The following is a 23,644-nucleotide window of genomic DNA, read 5'->3' as shown; positions in this document are numbered from 1 at the left end:
TTATAAGGATTAAGAAATGAGTTCACTGTCAGTAAAAAAAGTTCGGATTTCTTTTTCGGCACTTTCTAAACTATCAGATCCGTGAATTATATTATTTCTAACATTTAGAGCAAAATCCCCACGGATAGTCCCTGGTGCTGCATCCGCTGGGTTTGTTAACCCCATCATAGTCCGCGTTGCTTTAATGGATTTTTCACCAGATATAACCATAGCAATCAGTGGTCCAGAGATAATAAAAGTAACTAGCTCTTGAAAAAAAGGCTTATTCCGATGGTCTTGGTAATGAGTCTCAGCTAATTCTTTCGATAATTGCAACATTTTTAAGCCAATAATTTTAAAACCTCGTTTTTCAAATCGATCAATAATTTGTCCACAGACCCCTTTAACAACTGCATCGGGTTTTAATAAAATCAAAGTTTTTTCCATGTCTCTCATCCCTTCAACGATAATATAGTGATTCTTCGTAATAGGTAAGGGCAGACTGTCTAATTATTTTAATTTCTTCCTCTGTGACTGTACGTATCACTTTACCTGGCGACCCCATCACCAAAGAATTAGGGGGGATTTTTTTGTGTTCTGTTATCAGAGATCCTGCCCCGATAATACAGTTCTCACCAATTTCTGTATAGCTCAATATAGTTGCCCCCATGCCAATAAGGCAATTGCTTCCTATATGACATGCATGCAAAATAACACCATGCCCAACAGTAACATAATCACCTACTACAGTATCTTGGTTATGCATAACATGTATGGTACAGTTATCTTGTATATTTGTATATTCGCCGATACTTATAGGATGAACATCCCCACGTATAACAGTGTTAAACCATATATTTGCATGAGAAGCAATTGTAACATTACCAATAATATATGCACCACTTGCTAAAAATACATTATCATTTATGGTAGGCGTAACCCCCTTAAATGAGATTACATTTTGTTTTTGCATGAATCATCAACCCTTTTATATAGTATAGTACAATTAGTCGTCATACCCAGTAATTGAGCATAAAAATATGAAATAGCTTTTTTTTTTAAAAGCCTCTGAACATTATTTCAGAGGCTTTTTTCTTAACGTACATTTTTGGCTAACTCTTTTAATTTAATAACCCTGTCACTAGTAGTAGGGTGAGTACTAAATAACCTCATCATCCAAATACCAGCACCACTAAACGGATTAACAATAAACATATGAGATGTAGCTGGAGTTGCTTCTAACATTACTTTATCTTTCGCGTAATATTCAATTTTTTCTAAGGCATTAGCAAGGGATATCGGATTTCCGGAAATTGAACTACCTATTTTATCTGCCTGAAATTCTCTTGCACGTGAAATTCCTAATTGAATTAGAGTTGCAGCAATAGGAGCTAATAATACTAAAAAAATAAATTCTACAATACTTGTAACCCCAAAACTTTCTTCATCATCATGATTTTCCAAACCTAAGAATGCCGTCCATTGAGCAATATTGGCAATCATAGTAATGACACCAGCGACAGTGGCTACTATCGTACTAACGAGAGTGTCATGATTTTTAATATGGGCTAACTCATGAGCAATTACACCCTCAAGTTCTTCATCTTTAAGTACTCGCATGATACCTGTAGTTACTGCTACAGCAGCATGCTTAGGATTGCGTCCAGTTGCAAAAGCATTCGGCACATCAGTATCAATAATATATACTTTGGGCATCGGAAGCTTAGCTTTTTTTGCTAAGCCAGAAACCATCTTAATTAAATCAACGGCACCTTGGGGGGGAACTTCTCTTGCACCATACATACTAAGAACTATTTTATCACTAAACCAGTAATTAACAAAATTCATCAGCAGAGACACTACGAACATAATTGTCATACCCTTCGTTCCACCGAAGAAGGCACCTACCGCTAATAATAATCCTGTTAGAGCAGCTAATAGAACTGCCGTCCTTACTGTATTCAAATTTGCACCTCACATACATCTACAATATATTAGTTTCCACTTTCTCTTTGACAGCTTTAAGCATATTTATACTATTGTCACGGACCTTTTTCTTTAGGATTGGATTTAATAGACCTGATATCATAGGAATACCAAATTCAAAATCTACAGTTAGCTTAATTTCCGTACCTTCGCTATTAGGGGTTAACAACCATTCCCCTTCCATTTTCTTTAGATCACCTTCTACTTGTTTATAGGAAATATGCATATTTTCATCATCAAAAGTATCTAATTCTGTCCATTTAATAACTCGTCCATCAACATTAGATACCCACTTAGTAACCGTAGTATTACCCGTACGTTCTAGTACTTCAACACTAACTAAATCATTCATGAAATCAGGATACTTCTCCATATCCTTTAAGATCGGATAAATTTTCGCCCGATCACAACTAACTGAAATCATTACCTCAACATATGGCATTATAAATCCTCCTACAAATCTTCAATCATATCATGAGCCATTTCTACTGCATCGTGTAGAACTTTAAGTACAAGATCAATTAATTCCTTTGTAATAATTAATGGTGGTTCCATACGTATTACTTTTGGATTATTAAGCGTATACGCTGCTAAAACACCTTTGTTAACAAGTTCTGAAATTAGTAAACCACCAATTCCTTCTTTTGTTAATTCAATGCCAATCATAAGACCCTTGCCCCGTACATCTTTAATAACATCAGGATAAGTTTGCTGCAGGCTCTTTAATTTAGCGAGAAAGTACGCGCCAGTGGTCGCAGACTTGTTGATAATATCTTCATCGCGCAAGACATGAATTGCTGCTATTGCAGCGACACATGCTAGAGGGTTGCCGCCAAAGGTGGAAGTATGTAAAAAAGGACTAGTTATATATTTTTCCCAAATATCTGGTTTTGCTGTAAATGCACCGATGGGCATAATGCCACCACCAAGGGCTTTAGCAGTTGTTAAAATATCGGGTATTACATTATAATGATCGCTGGCAAACATTTTGCCCGTTCGTCCTAAACCCGTCTGGACTTCATCGCAAATGAGCAAAGCTCCGTATTCGTCACAAAGTTTGCGAAGGGCAGGCAAATAATCATCGGAAGGAACGATAATTCCCCCTTCACCTTGAATTGGCTCCACAATAACAGCAGCAACATCATGACTCATGACTTGTTTGACTGCTTCTAAATCATTAAAAGGGATATGTTCAAAACCATCCAATAATGGTTTAAATGGATCGCGAAATAAATCCCTTCCAGTGGCACTAAGTGATCCCAATGTTTTACCATGAAAAGAATTAGTAGTAGAGATTATTCTAGATCTTCCAGTATGAATTCGCGCAAGTTTCAGTGCTCCTTCAACCGCTTCAGTACCACTATTTCCTATAAAGCTATACTGTAACTCTCCTGGTGTAATTTCTGCTAGTAAGGCAGACAAATCAGCCATAGGCTTATTAAATAATACTTTACTAGACAAGGGCATAAAATCAAGTTGTTTTTTTACTGCCTCAACAACTTTAGGATGGCGATGACCTAAACTAAATACTCCATAGCCACCTAGGCAGTCAATATATTCTTTACCATCAATATCATATATTATATTGCCTTCAGCTTTCCATTCCACTGTTGACAGACCCATATAACGGAACAACTTGGCCATCGCTGGATTAATATATTGTTCATAATTTTCGATTGTTTCACTAATTATGTGCTCTGAATTCACACAGACACCTCCAAAAAGAAAATATTCTCCTTGGTATTGTTTTCTATTTATAGCAATAAAATTCCTCTTTTATATACTCTGAATTCATTATTTTTCCTATCCTAATATCTATATTTGATTTATTTTTAATAGAGACAAAAAAACCTCCACATTACACACTTCTAACGAACGTAATGTGGAGGTTTTTCTTTATAGACTTAATTAAACATTCTTCGTTTGTGCATATCTTGTAGTAACAACATTAGGACTTTGTGTATTGTTACCTAATTCATTAAAGAAGTAGTTTAAACCAATTGCTAAAATACTACCAGATGTTATTCCGCTATGCAAAATTACCTGAGCCCATTTAGGGAAGTTTTGATAAAAACTTGGCACTGCTAGAGGTATTAATCCGACTCCAATGCTTATTGCCACAATCATGGCATTATGTGTACCTTCAAATTTTACGGCAGTAAGAGCCCGAATGCCACTTGCGGCAACCATTCCAAACATTGCAATTCCAGCACCACCAAGTACTGGTGTAGGGATGCAGGCGACGACAGCAGCAGCCTTAGGAAATAGTCCTAATGTAACAAGAATCATTCCAGCGGCAACAACAACATATCGGCTCTTAATTCTAGTTAGGCTGACAAGGCCAACATTTTGGGCAAAGGCTGAGTGAGGAAACGTATTCATGATACCACCAAGCATGGTAGAAAAAGAGTCTGCCCGTAATCCTCTAGTCAAATCCTGCTGAGTTACTGGCTTACCAATAATTTCGCCAACGGCAATAAAATCGCCTGTTGTTTCTGTCATAATAACCAACATTGCAATAACCAGAGCAACAATTCCAGCTAAATCAAATGTAGGCCAACCAAAGTAAAAAGGCTGAACCAAGCCAATCCAAGCCGCGTTTTCAACTTTAGAAAAATCAACCATACCCAAAGGTATAGCAATTATAGTACCGATGACTAATCCGAGCAGTACAGCTATGTTACTATAAAATCCTTTTAAGTACCGATATAGTATAATAACCAGCATTAATACTGCAAATGCCATTCCAATGGATTGAATACTACCAAAATTAGGCGTACCAGGGATGCCCCCCCCTGCCCACCGTATGGCAACTGGTAATAATGAAATGCCAATCAAAGTAATAATAGAACCAGTTACTACTGGTGGAAAAAAACGAATAAGCCGGCTAAATAGTGGACTTATAGCATAGCTGATAACACCTGCAGCTATGGTTGCACCAAAAATCGCTAATAATCCGGGAACTTGTCCACCAGCGTTTTGCCCAACCAAAACCATTGGTGCTACAGCCGCAAAGGAAACACCTTGCACTATGGGGCTTTTAATACCCATATTTAATAGCCCCAAGGATTGAATAATCGTTGCTATACCTGCGACAAACAAATCGGAATTAATCAAAATAATCAATTGTTCCGAGGTTAATTTTAGTGCATTGGCGATTATCAAAGGAACAGCAACACAACCAGCATACATAGCCATTACATGTTGTAGCCCGTAAGTAAATAACTGCCCTTTAGGCATAAGTTCGTCTACTGGATGAATGTTTTTTTTGTTTTCCAATTGTCCAATCTCCTATTTTTTATTTTAAGTTTATATATAAAGTAATGACCTTTAAATAAACACGTTTAACTAGAAATTTATTCTATTCTGCATTCCCATAAATACTTTTTCAGGAGTAATTGGAAGTGATGTTACCCTAACACCAACTGCATTATAAACTGCATGTGCAATTGCTGGTGCAGGTGTATTAATAACTACTTCACCTATAGATTTTGCGCCAAAAGGTCCTGTCTTTTCAAAACTTTCTTCAAAAGCAACTTGTACATTTCCAATATCTTTTCTACAGGGGATTTTGTACTGCATAAATGTATTTGTCAGTAGCTTTCCTTTATCCCCAAATTTCACATCTTCATAGAGTGCCATACCAATGCCCTGAACTATACCGCCCTCTACTTGAATCCTTGCTAACTTGGGGTTTATAACAGTTCCACAATCTACCACGGCTACAAAATCTATTAAGTCTATCTTTCCAGTTTCTTTATCAACCTCTACTTCGGCAAAACCAGCAATAAATGGTGGCGGCGAAACGGGGCTTCCATAGGTTGCATTACCTACTAGTTGATGTTTACCCGTTCCTAAAACTAAAAATTCAGCTAGTTTTTCAAGCCTAACGGATCCCTCTCCTTTGATCATACTTATAGTTTCTCCATCAAATTCTACTTCCTCTGATGAAACTTCTAGAAACTTTGCACCGCTTTCAATAATTTGCCTTTTTAAATCTTGCGCTGCTTGTACCACAGCCATCCCTGTAACATAAGTTGTACTTGAAGCATACGAGCCTGGATCGTAGGGAGAAATGTCTGTATCGGCAGCGTTAACGATAATATTTTCTATGGGAATCTCTAAAATCTCGGCAGCCATTTGCGCCAAAATCGTATCGCTGCCCGTTCCCATATCTGTAGAGCCGATGAGAAGGGTAAAGTTGCCGTCGTCGTTAAGTCGTATTTCTGCTGATGCAGTATCAATACCAGCTATACCTGATCCCTGCATAGTAACTGCCATACCAATAGCCCTTACTCTGTTTTTGTCAATTTGTTGCGCAGGGTATCTTTCTTTCCAGCCTATTAACTCTTTACCCTTTTCTATGCACTTGTGTAATGTGGAGCTTCCCAGCAGTTTACCGTTATATGTTAGGCATGTTTCACCTTCTTTTATTAAATTCATTAATCGAATTTCGGTCGGATCCATAGCTAGTTTTTCTGCTAGTAAATTAACTGTTGACTCTAATGCATAAGCACCTTGCGTAGCTCCATAGCCTCGAAATGCTCCAGCGGGCATTTTATTGGTATACACAACATTACCCGTAAAACGAACAGCCGTTGTTTTATTATATAAGGGAAGAGTTTTATCCCCTACTACCGAAAAAACCGTAGAAGCGTGTTCTCCATAAGCTCCTGTATCAGATAAACCTTGAATATCTACAACTCGGATATACCCATTACTATCGGCTCCCAATCTAACCGATAGTCTCATTGCATGACGACTGGTAGTGCAACTAAAGGTTTCTTTTCTGTCATATATAATAATTGCTGGTTTTCCTGTTTTCAGAGTAACAATCGCTGTAAATATTTCAACAGCTGAAGTTTGCTTACCGCCAAATCCTCCACCAATTCTTGGTTTAATAACTCTTATTTTACTAGCAGGTATTTGTAAAGCTTTTGCTAACTGACGTCTGACATGGAAAGGGATTTGTGTTGAACTTACGATTACAAGTCTCCCCGTGTGATCTAAATAACTAGAAGCCCGATAGGTTTCCATCATTGCGTGAGCATTTGCCTGAGTATAATAAGTTTCTTCAACAACTATGTCACATTTTTTTATTTCTTCATCTATATTTCCTACTTCGACCTTATGCGAGGAGACAATATTCAAATCCTTTTTCATACCAATATCAAAATTGCAGTGAACATCATTTTCAGCATGAACGATTGAAGCATGTCCTATAGCCTTTTCAAAATCTAAAACAGGATCAAATAGTTCATATTTAACCTTTATCAAGGACATAGCCTTTAATGCTGTCTTTTCATCTACAGCTGCAATAATGGCGACCTCGTCTCCTATATATCTGACTACTTCTTCTAGGATTAGTCGATCGTAAGGTGAAGGTTCAGGGTAGGATTGTCCAGCTAGTGAAAATCTTTGTTTAGGAACATCCTTATATGTTAGAATGCATTCAACGCCTTCTAACTTTTCTGCAATAGTGGTATCAATGGAGTTTATTCTTGCAAATGCATGGGGACTTCTAAGCAGCTTTACCACCAAACAATTGGCCATTGCCAAATCTTCTGTATAGACAGGTTTACCTGTAGCAATACTCATTCCATCAATCTTAGAAATACCTTTACCAACGGTCTTCATCTTACAGTACCCCCAAATAGGTCTTGATAGCTCTGAGTTGTCCCATATATCCTGTACACCTACACAAGTTACCCGTTAAATAATGTACTATCGTTTCTTCAGTTGGATTAGTAAGCTCATTTTTCATCGCAAGTACAGTCATAATAAAACCGGGACTACAGAAGCCACATTGCTCTGCACCTTCTGCAACAAGTATCTGGGCAAATTCATTAGCCTCTTTATGAACGCCTTCTATAGTAGTAATTTTTCTCCCATTCGCTCTAAAAGAGAGTGTGGTACAAGACAAGGTAGGTTTATCATCTATCCATACGGTACAAAGCCCACAACAGGTTGTATCACAACCTTTTCTGACACTTAATATTCCATATTTTCTTAATGTATCAGCTAAGAACTCATTAGCATCTACTTCCATCTTGATTTTTTTCAAATTGACAATAACCTCTATTTGCATTGCAATACCTCCATTATGGCTCTTTTTACTAATACTTTACATATGGATTTTCGGTAGTCAGCTGTACCCCTCATATTAGTTCCAAAAGTAATTTCGTTTGAAGCCATAGTAGCTACCCTATCTATGTTCTTACTATTCAGCTCTAAATTCGCCACTTCTTCAGAAGCCTTTTGAACAATTATAGCTCGTTGTGGCCTAGCACCTACAACGATTTTCCATTGATCATTTAATTTGGAAACAGCAACATTTAATATGGGATAATCACTACAGGAATTTCTCAAATGCTGATAATTGGCTTTTCTTTCATTCTTTTTTATAAATATCCTTGTCAATATATCTTTTTCAAAAGAATTCTCTAAGAAAGATTTTAGAGACATTCTTCCACCTTTGTATAATTCTATTTCTGTATCTAAAGCTAGCAATGCAGTTAGTAAATCGGAAAAACCATATTTGGAATAAACGGTTGCTCCAATCATAACGGTATTCCTAAATTGGATTCCTATTATTTGGCTTAAGGCTTCTGGCAATACTCCATTAAAATACCGATTTAAAAGAGGATTTGTTTCAATATCTCTAAATGTTGTTGTTGCACCTACTTCGACATATTCATTTTGCTCTACAATATAATTTAAATTAAGTCTTGAAAGATCTACTGCAGTACCAATTCTTTGCGAACCCATTCTTAAAAAAGCACAGCCACCTAAAACAATGTTATTTCTTTTTTCAACTAGTGCTTTATATGCCGCCTCTATAGTATCTGGTTGTACCAAATTAAGTAATGTAAACATTCATCTACCTCCCAAAGCTTAAAATGTATATAAAGGAATAAGTATTAGACAAAAAAAATAACCCTAGTAAGAAAGTTCGCTTTATAGAAAAATGAGCGAAACCTTCCCGCCAAGGATTATCCTATCGGTTAGTGTTTAAAAACACTTGTGTCCAATGGTTATTAGGGATATGCAAACGCAAATAGTAAGCGATACACCGTATAGCCTTAGGTACACTTTCACTCGTAGACAGGCAATTTAACGGTTGCCAGTAGAAACTTTTGGACCATATCTCCAAAATTATACGAAATATATTTACTTAACGCATTTATTGTAACAGTCTGTAATATTACTGTCAATAAAAACAAACTTTTAGTCGTTTTTTGTTTATATCGTTCGGATTTTGATTGTAAGCATCAATATTTAAAATCAATATAAGAAAATAACCCACCTGGCACGTAAGAGGCCTAGTGGGTTATTTACCTATAAATTAAATAATACTATAATTGAATTACTGACAGTATAGTGCTAATATTCCAGTAAAAATTACAATGGGGTGATTGCACCACATAGATTCATTTTCTTTCTTGTTATTCATAAGTCACTTCTTATTTTTAAAATAATTCAGTATATGTACTTTTCTATAGGCAGTGTACAGGATAATATTACAAATCTACAACAGCTTCGGTAACTTTTTAGGTTATCCTCATCTTTTGCTAATAGACTTATATGTTGGTACGTAATACCAACATATAAAAAATATGAGAGCAGAAGCTAACGTTTCCGTTCTCATATTTGATAGAGCTACATTGAATATCATTAAGAATTTGATGTTTCTCAAAAAATAAAAAAGCTATTGACAAAATGTCAATAGCATTAATGATAAAATGGTCGGAGCGACAGGATTTGAACCTGCGACCCTTAGACCCCCAGTCTAATGCGCTACCAAACTGCGCTACGCCCCGACTAACAAAATCTATTCTACCTTTTTTAAAACGTTCTGTCAAGAATCATTCTGTAATTACTTTTGCACCGTCAGGATCAATATTGAGTACCACATAGTTGGCATTTATCTTATTGTTAGCAAAAGCCTCTACCATGGCGATACCAATATCATCACAATTAGATTCAGAAAATGCGATTAGACATGGCCCAGCACCACTAATAGCCGCGCCATAGGCTCCCTTTGCGATAGCAGCATTAAATACTTGTTGCATGCCCGGTATGAGATGTTGCCTATAAGGTTGATGAATTTTATCTTCTAGTGCATGTCGTAAATGACGAAATTCGCCTTTACATAGGGCACCAATTAATAAAGCGACACGACTAATATTAAAAACAGCATCTTTAATATCTATGGATGTAGGTAAAACTTGACGTGCTTTGTGGGTAGACAAATTAAACTCAGGAATTGCTACTACCATATTAAGGCTTTTTCCAGGAATAAAGCGCAAATAGGAAGGGTGATTGTCTTGCATTACACTAATGGTAATACCACCGAATATTGCCGGTGCAACATTATCAGGATGACCTTCTATTTCAGTCGCCATATGAAAGATTTCCTCTTTAGTTAATATATTTCCAGTTGCCGCATTTGCGGCAAAAAGTCCAGCCACAATAGCAGCAGCGCTACTTCCTAATCCACGGGCTAAAGGAATATTATTATACAATTTAAGATAAATGCCTTCATAAGATTTCCCAACTCGGTCTAATACTGTTTGTACTGCCTGACAAATAATATTATCTTTACCACTAGGAATACTGTCTTTTCCCTCACCTACTATTTCAATCCTTATCGTTCCTTTTTCACTTAAAGATAATTCTAATTCATTATAAACAGTACAGGCTATGCCTACTGCATCAAAACCAGGCCCACAATTGGCAGTTGTTCCTGGCACACGAACTTTTACAGTAATTTCCATATCCTATCTCCTATCATATTATCAGACACTATGCAAAATTTTCTGCTTCTACTCGTATTACACTACTTACTTTATTAACTACTGACATGCCCATAATTGTGTTAATAGCCAGACGTAGATTCGCATCAGAAACTTGATACGTAATTAATACTAGTTCTGAAGAAGTATTTACTTTACGCTTTTGAATGACTGAATGCAAACTGACTTGCTGCGCACCAAAGGCACCCGCAATAGCAGCCAAAACACCAGGTTTATCTGCTACTAATAATCTAATATAATATGGGGATTCTGTATTTTGTACAGGACAAAAACTTTTCTGTGTATAACAAGTACAAAGTATACGGCTATTTGCATTATGAATAATATTACGAGCTACATCAATAATATCGGCAACTACAGCACTAGCTGTAGGCATTCCTCCAGCCCCTCTTCCATAAAACATAGTTTCGCCGACAGCATCACCTTTAATATAGATAGCATTAAAAACATCATGTACTGAAGCTAATGGATGCTTAGATGGAATGAAGGCTGGATGCACACGAACATCAATACCACGTTCATCATCTTTAGCGATGGCGAGTAATTTAATTACATATCCCAGTTCTTTTGCATAATTTATATCTTCCGTGGAGATAGTAGTTATACCCTCCACATAAACGTCGTCAATTGAAACTCTGCTACCAAAAGCAATAGAAGCTAATATCGCAATTTTACGAGCAGCATCAAATCCACCTACATCAGCAGTAGGATCGGCTTCGGCATATCCTTTTGCTTGCGCTTCGGCTAATACACTATCAAAATCCAAACCTTCGTTTGTCATTTTAGTGAGCATAAAGTTAGTTGTGCCATTAATAATTCCCATAACTTCACTAATTCTATTTGCTGCCAAACATTGTTTAAGGGGACGAATTATCGGAATACCTCCAGCAACACTGGCTTCAAATAAGAAATCAACTTTACTTTTTTCGGCAACTTCGAATATTTCTTGCCCATATTTAGCGACAACATCTTTATTAGCAGTTACTACATGCTTGCCTGCTGCCAGAGCTTTTATAATATAATCCTTGGCTGGAATTATCCCACCCATCACTTCAACGATGATATCAATTTCTTTATCATTAATGATATCATCAATATCTGTAGTGAATTCTGCATCCACATCGATACTTCTAACTTTATCAAGCTGACGAACCATGATTTTTTTTATCTTTACAGGAACGCCAACTTTTTGTAGAATATCATTGGTATTGTTATTCAGTATTTTGACGACACTTGCCCCTACTGTACCCATACCAAGTAAGCCAATAGTAATCATATTATTCATGTTTTCCTCCTTATTAAGCTTGGCCTAACACTTCTAATCGCTTAACGCCCTCGACCATTCTAACTTTATCCAATAAAGCTTCTAAATCAATGACTAATTCAGCGGTTTCAATTGAAATGGTAGCATTGGCTACACCTTGGAGAGGTATCCCTTGGTTAATCGTCAATACACTACCACGTTCATTAGCTATAGTGTTTAACACTCTTGATAAAACGCCTTGTTTGTGTTCAAGCAATAATGCTAATGTAACTATTTTCTCTTTGCTTGCTTCATAAAAAGGAAATACATAATCTTTATATTTATAATAAGCGCTGCGGCTTAATTCCATTTTTTCCACAGCTTCATTAATAGTACGTGCTTCACCACGTTTGAGCATATCTTTTACTTTGATTGTTTTCTTTATTGCTTCTGGTAATATTTCTTCCCGAACTAAAAAAAACACGGATTTTTGTCCAATCACTGTCTTACCCCCTCAAGTATTACGTATACGGATAATAATCTACTCTCAGTAGACAGTATAGCATTAATGTACTACAAAAAACAAGTATAATTCATAAAAAAAATGATCAATCTGTACAGATTGATCATTTTTTATTGATTTAAAATACATATTTTTCTTTATTAGTTAAAAATAGATAAAAATGGTAATAAATTACCTTATCCTAAGACTCAAATGAAGTTAATTACTCATCTGATCTTAGCTTTCTTACTAAAGTTTAAAAGATAATACAAATTAAACCGCCACTACCATCATTGACAACCTTTTGTAAAGTATCTCGTAATTTTACTTGCGTATTTTCTGGCATGCCTGATAGTTTATTTTGGATACCTTCTCGAACTAAAGCATTAAGTGATTTGCCAAATAGATTTGTGCGCCATATTTTTTCTGGTTCCCCTTCAAATTCTCTCATAAGATATTGAACTAATTCTTCGCTTTGTTTTTCACTGCCGATAATTGGTGATATTTCGGCCTGTACATCGGTTCTAATAATATGTAAAGAAGGTGCTGCTGCTTTTAGTCTTACGCCAAAACGATTCCCTGTTCTAATAATCTCCGGTTCTTCCAACACCATTTCATCCAATTGTGGTGACACAATGCCATAACCAGTCAATTTAACTTGCTCTAATGCACTGGCAATTTTATCATATTCACGTTTAGCAACTGATAGGTCTTGCATTAGACGCAGTAAGTGATGCTCACCAGAAATCGTAAAACCTGTCAATTCTTCTAATACTTGATAAAATAAATCATTACGAGCAGTAATTTCTATTACCGCTATCCCGTTTCCTAGATCCATATCATGTAATATTACATCAGCAATAAAATCATAGCCTGACAAATCATCAATAGCCCTGTCAATATCTCTTAGTCTTCTTACATATTGGATAACCTCTTGTACTGCATCATCAAATTTTTCTCTAAGCCAATGCTCATTCTCCAGTTCTTCAATCCATTTTGGTAAAGAAATATTAACTTCTTTAACTGGAAATTCATACAATACTTCTTGCAAGATAGCATATATATCATCCTGGCTTAGTTGAATACAATCAACAGGAACAACTGGTACGTCGTAGGTGTTTTCGAGTTTGGCAACTAATTCACGTGTTTCCTTTGCCGCTGGTCGGCAGGTGTTTAATATAATTAAAAATGGTTTTTCCAGCTCTTTCAGTTCATTAATGACTCGTTCTTCAGCAGGCAAATATTTTTCTCTTGGTAAATCTGTTACACTACCATCAGTAGTAATCACAAGACCAATTGTTGAATGTTCATCAATTACTTTTTTTGTGCCTACCTCTGCTGCCTCTTGGAAAGGAATCTCATGATCAAACCAAGGTGTAAGCACCATACGGGGGCCATCTTCTTCTTCATAACCTAATGCACCGTCAACAGTGTAGCCTACACAATCAACCATTCTAACTCTTACATTAATGTTGTCTTTAACATTAATTTCTACAGCTTCATTTGGAATAAACTTGGGTTCTGTAGTCATAATTGTTTTGCCGGCCGCACTTTGTGGTAATTCATCTTTAGCTCTTTCTTTTTCATAGGGATCAATCATATTAGGTAATACCATTGTTTCCATAAATCGTTTAATAAACGTTGATTTCCCTGTACGTACTGGACCTACGACACCAATATAAATATCACCACCAGTACGTTCGGCAATATCTCGAAATAAATCGAATTTTTCCATTTACCTTTCCCTCCCCACAACTGCGCTTTATGAAAAATACTCGCGTATGTTCTACACTCGCATCCATCCCTCCCCTGAAGAAAAAATGATAATTAAACGATATTAAATAGTATTTTAAAAAGTAATGAAATACTGGCAATTTAATCATTATAAATATATGACATGCCAGCAATAATATTACAAAATAAGAAAAGACTTGGCACATGCCAAGTCTTTTTCTTTTCAACTTGATATTTATTTTTCTTTTGAATCAACTAATCTGTTTCCTACTTTTATTTTCAACTCTGTGCCCTTCAGTAATCTTTCAATGTTAGTTTTGTGCCTACCAACAACAAATAAGGCAGCAATAATACCAAAATAAAAAAATTCAATTTGTTCACCAGAAAACCACATTAAAATAGGTACCAGCACTGCTGAAACAATCGAAGCAAGAGATACATAACGAGTAATATAAACAATAATAGCCCATAGTAGGAAAATCACTACTGTAATTTTAGGTACTAAGACAGCGATGACACCTAAACCAGTAGCAACGCCACGCCCACCTGTAAAATTCAATAATATTGACCAGTTATGGCCAACGATAGCAGCAATTCCGCCTGTTAATAACGCTGTCGGCGTACCTACCAAAATGCTACCTAAATAAACTGCAATAACCCCTTTTAATGCATCAGTAAGAAATACCCATAAAGCAGGCCATAATCCCAGGGTACGAAAGGCATTCGTTGCTCCAATATTTTTACTACCGAATTGACGTAAGTCTACATTATATAGCTTTTTCCCAATAAGTAGACCATTAGGAATAGAGCCGATCAAATACCCGAGTATAGCGATGAGTAAATAATCCATTATCACTATTTCTCCTATTTATTATTCTTCTTCTTTACGTCCACGAACGACTAGCTTTAAAGGGGTTCCTTCGAAGCCAAAACTTTCTCTTAATCTATTTTCTAAAAAACGCAAGTAGGAAAAATGCATAATATCTGGTTCATTTACGAAGAAAACAAAAGTAGGTGGTTTAACATTCGGCTGCGTAGTAAAGTAAATTTTTAGGCGCCTACCATATTGTGAGGGTGGTGGATTAATAGATACTGCATCTTCTACAACTTGATTTAAGACGCTGGTAGCTACACGCATGGTATGCTGTTCTGCTACGAATTTTATTAATTCGGTTACCCGTGGTACCCGTTGGTTAGTAAGGGCTGAGATAAAAAGAACTGGCGCATACTGCATAAAGGCTAATTCAGTACGAATCGTTTCTGTATACCGTAAAGAAGTTTTCCCATCTTTCTCTAATAAGTCCCACTTATTTACAACGATAACAGAGGCTTTACCTGCATCGTGAGCATAACCTGCTATTTTTTTATCCTGTTCTGTAACTCCATCTACTGCATCAATAACGATCAAAACTACATCTGAACGGTCTACAGCCCGTAATGCTCGCATAACGCTATAGCGTTCAACGGGAAGCTCAACCTTAGCCTTGCGTCGCATTCCAGCAGTATCTATTAACACAAAGGATGTATCATCTTTCGTAAAGTGAGTATCAATAGCATCACGAGTAGTGCCTGCTACATCACTTACAATAACCCGTTCTTCACCAACTAGTCGATTCACTAAAGAAGATTTTCCTACATTAGGGCGGCCAATCACCGCAACTCTAATTTTCTCATTATCTTCTTCTTGAATTTCTTCATTTGGTAAACGTTTAACAATCTCATCGAGCAAATCACCAATATTTAAGGCATTTGCCGCAGAAATTGCAATGGGGTCACCAAGACCTAAATTATAAAATTCATAAATTTCATTTGCCTTGTTCATATTATCAACTTTATTAACGGCCAATATAACAGGTTTACGCGTATTACGCAAAATAATAGCGACCTCTTCGTCGGCAGAGGTTAAACCTACCTTACCATCTACAATGAATAAAATGGCATCTGCTTCGTCAATTGCTAATTTTGCCTGATATCTCATAGCAGTCAAAATTTTGTCGCTAGACTCTATTTCAATACCACCTGTATCAATCATAGTAAATTCACGACCAAGCCACTCAGCATCTAAGTAAATACGATCACGAGTAACGCCAGGGATATCCTCAACGATTGACACTCTTTTTTGTCCTATATAATTAAATAAAGTGGATTTACCAACATTAGGTCGCCCAACTATGGCTAGAATTGGTTTGCTCATATATTTATCTCCTATACTTGTTATATTCTTATTCAAAAATTTAAAATTCGATTCCTTGACGCGCTTCTATTCCCTCGGAATAATTGTGTCGAATTTCTTGCATCTCAGTTACTAGATGGGCAACGGCAATAATTTCCGGTGGAGCGTATCTACCAGTTAATATTATTTCTGGACGTTTTTCTAATGAGTCACAATCTCTTGTTAAGAAATCGATAACTTTGTTCACATTGAGTAATTTACAAGCCATGGCTACATTAATTTCATCAAGAATAATAATATCAAACTCACTAGACATTAGGATTGACTTTGCTACCTCCCATCCATCCTGTGCTAATTTTTTATCAATATCCTCTGGATTTTCCAAATCTACGAAATCATTGCGCCCAACTTGAATTAATTTAAACCCAGGTAAATAGTTACTGATTTTTACTTCACCATACTCTGTACTATTTTTCATAAATTGGATCATACATACTTTTAAACCATGTCCACATGCTCTAAATGCTAAACCTAAGCTAGCAGTAGTTTTCCCCTTGCCATTGCCAGTATATACTTGAATCAATCCCAAATTAGTCATGAATTTACCTCCACGCTTGTAATAACTGTCTTAAATCCGTAGCACTATAAGCGGCGCGTACAGGTACTCCTAAATTTATTTCTAATTCGTCACATGTCGTATTATCCAAAAATATTGTTTCCCCTTTTTTTAGAGCTGATCCAGGTACTATAACCCCAGTTCTAACTCCTCCAACTTCATCTAAGGTGCTACAAATATCTTGTCCAGTTAATAAGCCACTTACCGTTATATCCGTACCAAAGAAAACATTTTCTACGGACAGCACTCGAATCGTCAAATTGGGTATTTCTAAATTTTCTAACAAAGGCCCTAATACTTTTTTTGCAGATATGCCACAAACTACATCTAAATAATGAGGCTCAGTATACCCTTGCATTTTAAGTGGTTCTTCCTGCCATTCAGCAAGGAAATTCCGAACGAGACCGATTCCATTTTCAAGTTGAGGGAAATTATCATACATCTCATAGGCTGGAATTGGCAAATCAGCTGTAAGATAAAATTCATCCGATAAATATACAAAGGAGGTACCACTTTTATCACGGCATTTTTTTTGCCATTGAGTTATTTTATCGACAACTGCATGAGCCTTCTCAGGGGTAAATCCCTGCAATGTATAACATGCATCCCGATAACGACTTAAGCCAACAGGGACAATTGCCATAGACAATACATTAGGATGCAATGCATATAAATCATTTATTGTTTTTTCTAGTTCGTCCCCATCGTTTATGTCTGGACACAATACGATCTGTGTATGCATTTCAACGCCACTATCAATTAGTGTACGTAGTTGTGTCATGATGTTTCCTGCATTTTTATTATTTAACATTTTCTCACGAAGAAGACCATTTGTAGTATGCACTGATATGTATAAAGGTGACAAATGAAGCTGACGTATTCTCTTAATATCTTGTGGGCCAAGATTTGTTAATGTTACAAAGTTTCCGTACAAAAATGATAATCGATAATCATCGTCTTTGACATATAGACTTTCCCTCATACCTGGTGCCATCTGATCTACAAAACAAAAGATACATTTATTAGCACATCGACGAACACCGTCAAAAACAGCGCTTTCAAATTCAATACCTAAATCTTCATCATACTCTTTCTCTATTTCAAGAATTTCCTGTTCACCGTTCTTCTTCTCAACTAAAATTTCTACACAGTCATCTGCTAAAGCAAAGCTTAAATCAATGATATCTCGAATGTTTTCTCCATCTACGGCAAGCAAACGATCTCCAGATTCTAATCCTACTTCTTCAGCAATACTATTTGGCATAACTTTTGCAATAATACCGCTATATACCACCAATCTCACCTCTTATGTATATTCCTTAATTTTTCTTTATTTCCTGCAAATAAAGAAAGAGTGATGAAAGAGCATCACTCTAAAATAGCACGTATTTATATTTTCTTCATTAAGATTTATAAATATGCTTATTGTAAAACCCATTATATTCATATCATACTATATATTCTCATGAAACACTATTATATTATGAAAAAATATTCTACATACGTCAATACTAATCTTCGTCTTTTTTGTTATTTTCCTTGTCAATCTCTTTTTTTTGTTTTATTTTTGGTCCAAAAAAGTTCGCAAACTCAGTTGTTGTAAACTGTTTAAGCTTTCCCTTTGCTTCTTTCATACTACCAGTGCTTAAAAATAAGAAGGCGATTACACCAATAATCAAAGCTCCTACGATCCAACCCATTGATTTACTTGCACCAGAAGGACCTGCCTCTGTAGTGCCTAGCCCTGCTTGTCCGGCAACATTATTTGGTGTTGCTGCTGTTTTTCCTAAGATTGTTGGCACTACATCAGCAAACAAAGCAACACCTCTTTCTGCCGATTGCCGATCATTTTTGTCTGAGCCAACTTCAAGCAGCATCGACCGTGGGTGCAAATCTTGATTATAATCGCCGCCTTTAGCAAAAAAGATACCCTTTATTAAACCAGGATGCTGCGTATCTGAGGCAGCTTTAATTTGCAAGGCATAATCCTCAATTTGTTTACCCGTTGGTCCATATTTACCAACAACTAACTGTAATTTAGTAACATCCTTACCATCAATGTTAGCCTTATATACTTCTGGAGGTGCGGCATCTCGGTGAATGTCGAAAATAGCATCAGGTTGTTTTTTTAATAGATCTGTTACAGTTCGTCGTGAACGTTCATAAGCCATATCATCATGTGGATCATGTTTTGCATCGGAGTGAAACACTTCCAATCCCTTGGACTGAAGGGCACTGGTAAAACTGTCTCCCACCTTATAGATGCCACCAGCTCCGAGAATACTATCCTTGCCATCTGTAGGAGTATAAGACTCATCAGAATGAGTATGGTAAACAGCTACTTTACCACTTCCTTGAGCCCATGTGATACTAGGTTTTAATAAACTTACGAGTGGATTGTCTTCTGATTGCCCATATTTACTTAAATTGACATCACCTATTAATTTGCTATGGGCTATATCACCTTCTATACTAATAACTTCATAGCGCTTATTTTTTTCAGTAAGGAACTCATCACCCACTCGTACTCCCCAACCAGTTATATAGACCACGGTGCCACTCTCATCCACGATAGAAAAATATCCACCATCACTTCGCTCATGTGTATACCCTTGTATAGTCATACTGCATAATAAAAGTAGTACTATAACTGCCCCCCGCAGTTTAGTCATTTCCCTCACCTCTATCTTTTTGCTTCGTGTCGTCAACTGGGTCAGTTTGATTGCTAGTTGGTTTATTTTTCTGATTAGTATGGGAAAGTTCTTTACTGAATTCGTATAGTCCCTCTGGGCGGTACCTACCAAGTTCTGGGCCGCCTTGCATTTTCTCTCGTGTTTCGCCAACTAATTCCGCTACCATAACTGCTACAATTCCGGCAATTAACACTACATCAAAAGCACCTGCACCGCCAATATTTGTTGTTCCAGCAATCCCTAGCCTCATAAGGGTAACTAAATGCACAATATCGCTTAATACAATGCCTAGAGCTCCACCAACGAAAGCACTGCGCCTCGAGCGCCCAGCTAAATAAGCAATTAGACCCGCCGAAACGCCGTATATAATTTTAGGATCTAAAAACATATTTTCTGGTTCATATGGCAAATAGCGAGAACCTAAGGATACAGCTGCGGCTACCAAAATAGCAGCTAAGATTGCACGCACCCTTTCAGCTGTTTCATCTGCCTTAAAAATCAGCCAAATAGATAGTAATGCTGGTAACAAAGCTCCTCCAACATTTATGCTTACATCTACGGGTGTACGCATAAGAGGAATATCAATAAAACTTCCCGCAATTACAGCCAGAATAAAAAGTAAAGCCTGCTTATCTGTTAAACGCATTCTATCCAGGATTCGATGAGCCACGCCAAAATAAACCAAAACTCCAACCACCAATAGCATAATCATTCCTATTGGCATATTCATATTTTTCACCTCAATTGTATTTTATGGTTTATCTTGCCCTCTTACGAGAAAAAAAATGCAAAAAAAGCATGGCCTCAGCCATGCTTTTTATAAGTAGCATAATTCGTTATATCAATTCCTCTAGCTGTTAGCCAATCCTTACTATGTCCAGTAATGACTATAGGTGTTTCTGCTAATGTTCTAATACTGCTAGCTCCTAAGAACAGCATGTAGCTCTGTATTTCATATAGAAAGTTTTGAAACCATTTCACTGCGTAATCAATGTCTTTTTCACACAACATCCTAATGATAGGTGTTGCCATTCCTGTAGCAATACCTCCTAAAGCAAGAGATTTTACTACATCTAAAGCGGATCTTACTCCACCAGATACCATCATATCCACCTGTGTAGGAAGAACTGATTTTGTTTCAACTGCACTTATTACTGTAGGGATTCCCCAAGATAAGATATCAGGATTGATAGTTGCTTGACTACGAGCAGCTTCAATTGCTATAAAATTAGTCCCGCCAGTACCACCCACGTCAATTGCGCGTATACCTGTATCGGCTAATAACATAGCCTGTTCTCTCGCAATGCCACACCCTACTTCTTTGACAATTACAGGAACCTTTACCTTATCAACGATTCTCGAAATATTAGATAAATATCCTGAAAAGTCTCGGTCGCCTTCTTTCATTACAATTTCCTGGGCTACATTTAAATGTATCTGTATTCCTTGGGCATCTATCATTTCTACTGCTAATTGAGCCTCCTCAGGAGTTGCATAAGCACCCAAATTCGCAAAAATTGTACCGTGAGGATTATTTTCGCGCACAACTTTATAAGAATATTTTACATCTGTATACTCTAAAGCAGCATATTGAGAACCAACAGCCATTGCCGTATTTGTCAAATGGGCAAATTTTGCAATTGATTTATTAATTTCGGCAACATCATCCGCTCCACCGGTAATTGCATTAATAATTAGGGGATGATGAAGAGGTATACCAGCAATAGAACTTGAAATATCAATTTGATTCCAAGCTAAATCAGGAAGACAATTATGTATCAAGGAAATATCTGCAAAACCACTGTCACCAGGGCCATCTGTTAAAGCTAAAGAATATTTTAAATGATCTAATTTACGTGACTGGCGCACCCTTTCATCTCCCTATTCTAGTTTTTTAAATAGGTGCCCAAGTTTATCTCCAATTGTTAAACCTGTACCTTCGTTCTTATCTAAATAAGATTGATATTCTACTCGATCTGCATCCTGCTGTGCTTTACTAATGCTTAGAGAAATACGTTTACTAGATTTGTCGATCTCCAATATTTTTACAGACACTTCCTGTTCAAGACTTACTATTTCCTCAACTTTATTTACTCTCTCATCCGACAATTCTGATAAGTGCACTAAGCCTTCAACACCTGGAACGATTTCTACAAAAGCTCCAAATTTTGATATATTACTAACTTTGCCCTTTACGATGGCACCTATAGAAAATTGTTCTATTAAATCTAACCAAGGATCACGTCCTACCTGTTTTAAACTAAGAGAAATTCTTTTTGCCTCACGATCGATTTTTAAGATGAGTACTTTGACTTGATCTCCTAACGCTACAATTTCTTGAGGTTTGTTGATACGATGCCATGACAAATCAGAAATATGTACTAGTCCATCGATTCCACCAATATCAACAAAAACACCAAAATCAACAATACGTCGTACTGTACCTTCTATAATTTGGCCAACAGCTAAGGTTGCAATCGTTTCTTCTTCTTTCAGACGGCGTTGTTCTTCTAATAAGATTTTACGAGATAATACAACACGTTTTTTTGCTTTATCGACTTCAATAGGAACAAGCGTTAACGTTTGATTTAAAAAGGCGGATAAGTCTTCTGTGAAACGAAGATCTACCTGAGAAGCCGGAATAAAACCATTTATACCTAAAACGGATACTTTTAACCCCCCATTAACAACTTCTAGTACTTTGGCATCGAGTGTTGTTTTATCATGAAATGCCTGCTCTAATATATCCCAACCAACAATTGCATCCGCTTTTACCTTCGATAATTTTATCACTCCATCAGCAGGATCTGCATCTAATACAAAAACGTCAATAACTTGCCCATCACTGACTACTTCTGCAGCATTTTCCGGAAACGGATAGGCTAGCTCGGCTAGAGAAATGCTTCCTTCTCCTTTGTAACCGATATCTACAAAAACTTCATCTTTACGAATGCCTACAATTTTACCTTTTACAATACTACCTTGCTCAAGCTTCTTGATCCCCGAATTTAAAATTTCATTAAAATCTTGCATTTTTTTATAAACCTCCTCTATTAACCAATCTGGTGTAGATGCTCCAGCAGTAATACCAACTGTCTCCACCCCATAAAAATCTTGTATAATAAGTTCGGCGGCCGTCTCGATGTGATAGACAAGGCTCCCTTCATCACGACATAATTGGGCTAACCTTGATGTATTTGCACTATTTTTACCTCCAATGATTAACATCAAGTCAACTTTACTCGCTATATCAAGTGCTGACTGTTGTCTAAGATCAGTAGCTGTACAGATTGTCCGGCAGATTTTCAATTCTTCACATTTTTCTTGTAATATAGTAACAATCCTTTGAAATAATTCTCCTGCAAAAGTAGTCTGTGCCACGACACCTATTTTAAGTGTATTAGGTACTTCCAGCGCTTCAACAACTGATTCTACCACTACAGCTTTATTATTTGACCACTCAACGATACTTTTCACTTCTGGATGATGCTTTTCACCAATTACTACCACAGTATAACCAGCCTGGAATAATTCATGAGCTGATTGCTGTGCTTTTTTTACATGGGGACAAGTAGCATCAATAATTTGTAAATTTTTTGACTCAGCTTTTGCGTATACATTTGGACCAATACCATGAGAACGAATAATAACTGTACTCTTATCCTTTACTAAGGATAAATCATTAATTACCTCAATTCCTTGATCTGATAAACGTTTAACCACTTGAGGGTTATGAATGATAGGCCCCAACGTATGTATCTCACCTTCCATGCCGACACACTCCTGAGCCATTGCCACTGCACGTTTAACACCATAACAAAAGCCTAGGTGTTCGGCCGTGAATATTTTCATAGGGTGACCTCCTATTAATTGCAAATTACTTATTGATATTCCCTGTAAAT

The 23,644-nt window shown here is 36.7% G+C and carries 21 protein-coding genes, 1 tRNA gene and 1 riboswitch; all 22 genes read right to left on the bottom strand.

Annotation, left to right across the window (positions count from 1 at the left end):
* Nucleotides 1-9: 9 nt before the first annotated feature.
* Complete coding sequence (gene ndk, locus UFO1_RS10285; protein ID WP_038670520.1) at nt 10-426, bottom strand: nucleoside-diphosphate kinase; 417 nt, start codon at nt 424-426, stop codon at nt 10-12.
* Nucleotides 427-439: 13 nt separating this feature from the next.
* Nucleotides 440-952 carry a gamma carbonic anhydrase family protein gene (locus UFO1_RS10280; protein ID WP_038670518.1) on the bottom strand — a complete coding sequence of 171 codons (513 nt, stop codon included), beginning with the start codon at nt 950-952 and terminating at the stop codon, nt 440-442.
* Between the two features lie 122 nt (nt 953-1,074).
* Complete coding sequence (htpX, locus tag UFO1_RS10275; protein ID WP_038670516.1) at nt 1,075-1,944, bottom strand: zinc metalloprotease HtpX; 870 nt, start codon at nt 1,942-1,944, stop codon at nt 1,075-1,077.
* 19 nt (nt 1,945-1,963) lie between these two features.
* Entirely contained in the window at nt 1,964-2,407 is a 444-nt protein-coding gene (locus UFO1_RS10270; protein ID WP_038670514.1) for a type II toxin-antitoxin system RatA family toxin, read from the bottom strand.
* A gap of 11 nt (nt 2,408-2,418) precedes the next feature.
* Nucleotides 2,419-3,672 (bottom strand): aspartate aminotransferase family protein, encoded by a 1,254-nt coding sequence (locus tag UFO1_RS10265; RefSeq protein WP_038670512.1) that lies wholly within the window; start codon nt 3,670-3,672, stop codon nt 2,419-2,421.
* A 201-nt stretch (nt 3,673-3,873) separates the two neighbouring features.
* Nucleotides 3,874-5,205 carry a nucleobase:cation symporter-2 family protein gene (locus UFO1_RS10260; protein ID WP_084159929.1) on the bottom strand — a complete coding sequence of 444 codons (1,332 nt, stop codon included), beginning with the start codon at nt 5,203-5,205 and terminating at the stop codon, nt 3,874-3,876.
* A 108-nt stretch (nt 5,206-5,313) separates the two neighbouring features.
* Complete coding sequence (locus tag UFO1_RS10255) at nt 5,314-7,602, bottom strand: xanthine dehydrogenase family protein molybdopterin-binding subunit (RefSeq protein WP_038670510.1); 2,289 nt, start codon at nt 7,600-7,602, stop codon at nt 5,314-5,316.
* A gap of 1 nt (nt 7,603) precedes the next feature.
* Complete coding sequence (locus UFO1_RS10250; protein ID WP_038670508.1) at nt 7,604-8,053, bottom strand: (2Fe-2S)-binding protein; 450 nt, start codon at nt 8,051-8,053, stop codon at nt 7,604-7,606.
* Nucleotides 8,044-8,841, bottom strand: a complete 798-nt coding sequence (locus UFO1_RS10245) for a xanthine dehydrogenase family protein subunit M (RefSeq protein ID WP_038670507.1) — start codon at nt 8,839-8,841, stop codon at nt 8,044-8,046. The genes UFO1_RS10250 and UFO1_RS10245 overlap by 10 nt, the downstream gene beginning before the upstream one ends.
* Nucleotides 8,842-9,046: 205 nt before the next feature.
* Nucleotides 9,047-9,148: riboswitch (purine riboswitch) on the bottom strand.
* A gap of 560 nt (nt 9,149-9,708) precedes the next feature.
* A tRNA-Pro gene (locus UFO1_RS10240) sits at nt 9,709-9,785 on the bottom strand.
* A gap of 45 nt (nt 9,786-9,830) precedes the next feature.
* Nucleotides 9,831-10,742, bottom strand: coding sequence for a homoserine kinase (thrB, locus tag UFO1_RS10235; protein WP_038670504.1), 912 nt, complete (start codon nt 10,740-10,742; stop codon nt 9,831-9,833).
* Nucleotides 10,743-10,770: 28 nt separating this feature from the next.
* Nucleotides 10,771-12,066: a homoserine dehydrogenase gene (locus UFO1_RS10230; protein WP_038670502.1), complete on the bottom strand. Its 1,296-nt coding sequence runs from the start codon at nt 12,064-12,066 to the stop codon at nt 10,771-10,773.
* A 13-nt stretch (nt 12,067-12,079) separates the two neighbouring features.
* The gene (locus UFO1_RS10225) at nt 12,080-12,526 is read right to left on the bottom strand and encodes an ACT domain-containing protein (RefSeq protein WP_007934159.1); all 447 of its coding nucleotides are present in this window, start codon (nt 12,524-12,526) and stop codon (nt 12,080-12,082) included.
* A gap of 256 nt (nt 12,527-12,782) precedes the next feature.
* Nucleotides 12,783-14,261 carry a stage IV sporulation protein A gene (gene spoIVA / locus UFO1_RS10220; RefSeq protein ID WP_038670499.1) on the bottom strand — a complete coding sequence of 493 codons (1,479 nt, stop codon included), beginning with the start codon at nt 14,259-14,261 and terminating at the stop codon, nt 12,783-12,785.
* A 234-nt stretch (nt 14,262-14,495) separates the two neighbouring features.
* Complete coding sequence (plsY, locus tag UFO1_RS10215) at nt 14,496-15,110, bottom strand: glycerol-3-phosphate 1-O-acyltransferase PlsY (protein WP_038670497.1); 615 nt, start codon at nt 15,108-15,110, stop codon at nt 14,496-14,498.
* Nucleotides 15,111-15,131: 21 nt separating this feature from the next.
* Nucleotides 15,132-16,454: a ribosome biogenesis GTPase Der gene (der, locus tag UFO1_RS10210; protein ID WP_038670495.1), complete on the bottom strand. Its 1,323-nt coding sequence runs from the start codon at nt 16,452-16,454 to the stop codon at nt 15,132-15,134.
* Nucleotides 16,455-16,494: 40 nt separating this feature from the next.
* A complete protein-coding gene (locus UFO1_RS10205) occupies nt 16,495-17,031 on the bottom strand; it encodes a cob(I)yrinic acid a,c-diamide adenosyltransferase (protein ID WP_038670493.1) in 537 nt (178 codons plus the stop codon).
* A gap of 4 nt (nt 17,032-17,035) precedes the next feature.
* A complete protein-coding gene (locus UFO1_RS10200) occupies nt 17,036-18,343 on the bottom strand; it encodes a DUF512 domain-containing protein (protein WP_038670492.1) in 1,308 nt (435 codons plus the stop codon).
* Nucleotides 18,344-18,560: 217 nt separating this feature from the next.
* Complete coding sequence (gene spoIIP, locus UFO1_RS10195) at nt 18,561-19,721, bottom strand: stage II sporulation protein P (protein WP_038670490.1); 1,161 nt, start codon at nt 19,719-19,721, stop codon at nt 18,561-18,563.
* Nucleotides 19,714-20,472, bottom strand: a complete 759-nt coding sequence (locus UFO1_RS10190; RefSeq protein ID WP_038670488.1) for a DUF1614 domain-containing protein — start codon at nt 20,470-20,472, stop codon at nt 19,714-19,716. Before UFO1_RS10190 ends, spoIIP begins: the two co-directional genes overlap by 8 nt.
* A gap of 74 nt (nt 20,473-20,546) precedes the next feature.
* On the bottom strand, nt 20,547-21,611 hold the full coding sequence (gene fni / locus UFO1_RS10185) for a type 2 isopentenyl-diphosphate Delta-isomerase (RefSeq protein WP_038670486.1): 1,065 nt from the start codon (nt 21,609-21,611) through the stop codon (nt 20,547-20,549).
* Between the two features lie 12 nt (nt 21,612-21,623).
* Complete coding sequence (locus UFO1_RS10180) at nt 21,624-23,594, bottom strand: bifunctional 4-hydroxy-3-methylbut-2-enyl diphosphate reductase/30S ribosomal protein S1 (RefSeq protein ID WP_038670484.1); 1,971 nt, start codon at nt 23,592-23,594, stop codon at nt 21,624-21,626.
* Nucleotides 23,595-23,644: the final 50 nt, after the last annotated feature.

This window comes from Pelosinus sp. UFO1 (assembly GCF_000725345.1).
Taxonomy (GTDB): domain Bacteria; phylum Bacillota; class Negativicutes; order DSM-13327; family DSM-13327; genus Pelosinus.
The sequence above is the reverse complement of the archived record's forward strand: the minus strand, read 5'-3'. Positions and strand labels throughout refer to the sequence as shown.

Coding starts and splice junctions, on each gene's coding strand:
- UFO1_RS10250 (WP_038670508.1), bottom strand. CDS start 8,053: ATGCAAATAGAGGTTATTGTCAATTTGAAAAAAATCAAGATGGAAGTA.
- UFO1_RS10245 (WP_038670507.1), bottom strand. CDS start 8,841: ATGTTTACATTACTTAATTTGGTACAACCAGATACTATAGAGGCGGCA.
- spoIVA (WP_038670499.1), bottom strand. CDS start 14,261: ATGGAAAAATTCGATTTATTTCGAGATATTGCCGAACGTACTGGTGGT.
- UFO1_RS10255 (WP_038670510.1), bottom strand. CDS start 7,602: ATGAAGACCGTTGGTAAAGGTATTTCTAAGATTGATGGAATGAGTATT.
- UFO1_RS10280 (WP_038670518.1), bottom strand. CDS start 952: ATGCAAAAACAAAATGTAATCTCATTTAAGGGGGTTACGCCTACCATA.
- UFO1_RS10270 (WP_038670514.1), bottom strand. CDS start 2,407: ATGCCATATGTTGAGGTAATGATTTCAGTTAGTTGTGATCGGGCGAAA.
- UFO1_RS10230 (WP_038670502.1), bottom strand. CDS start 12,066: ATGAATAATATGATTACTATTGGCTTACTTGGTATGGGTACAGTAGGG.
- UFO1_RS10260 (WP_084159929.1), bottom strand. CDS start 5,205: ATGCCTAAAGGGCAGTTATTTACTTACGGGCTACAACATGTAATGGCT.
- der (WP_038670495.1), bottom strand. CDS start 16,454: ATGAGCAAACCAATTCTAGCCATAGTTGGGCGACCTAATGTTGGTAAA.
- spoIIP (WP_038670490.1), bottom strand. CDS start 19,721: ATGACTAAACTGCGGGGGGCAGTTATAGTACTACTTTTATTATGCAGT.
- ndk (WP_038670520.1), bottom strand. CDS start 426: ATGGAAAAAACTTTGATTTTATTAAAACCCGATGCAGTTGTTAAAGGG.
- plsY (WP_038670497.1), bottom strand. CDS start 15,110: ATGGATTATTTACTCATCGCTATACTCGGGTATTTGATCGGCTCTATT.
- UFO1_RS10180 (WP_038670484.1), bottom strand. CDS start 23,594: ATGAAAATATTCACGGCCGAACACCTAGGCTTTTGTTATGGTGTTAAA.
- thrB (WP_038670504.1), bottom strand. CDS start 10,742: ATGGAAATTACTGTAAAAGTTCGTGTGCCAGGAACAACTGCCAATTGT.
- UFO1_RS10190 (WP_038670488.1), bottom strand. CDS start 20,472: ATGAATATGCCAATAGGAATGATTATGCTATTGGTGGTTGGAGTTTTG.
- UFO1_RS10205 (WP_038670493.1), bottom strand. CDS start 17,031: ATGACTAATTTGGGATTGATTCAAGTATATACTGGCAATGGCAAGGGG.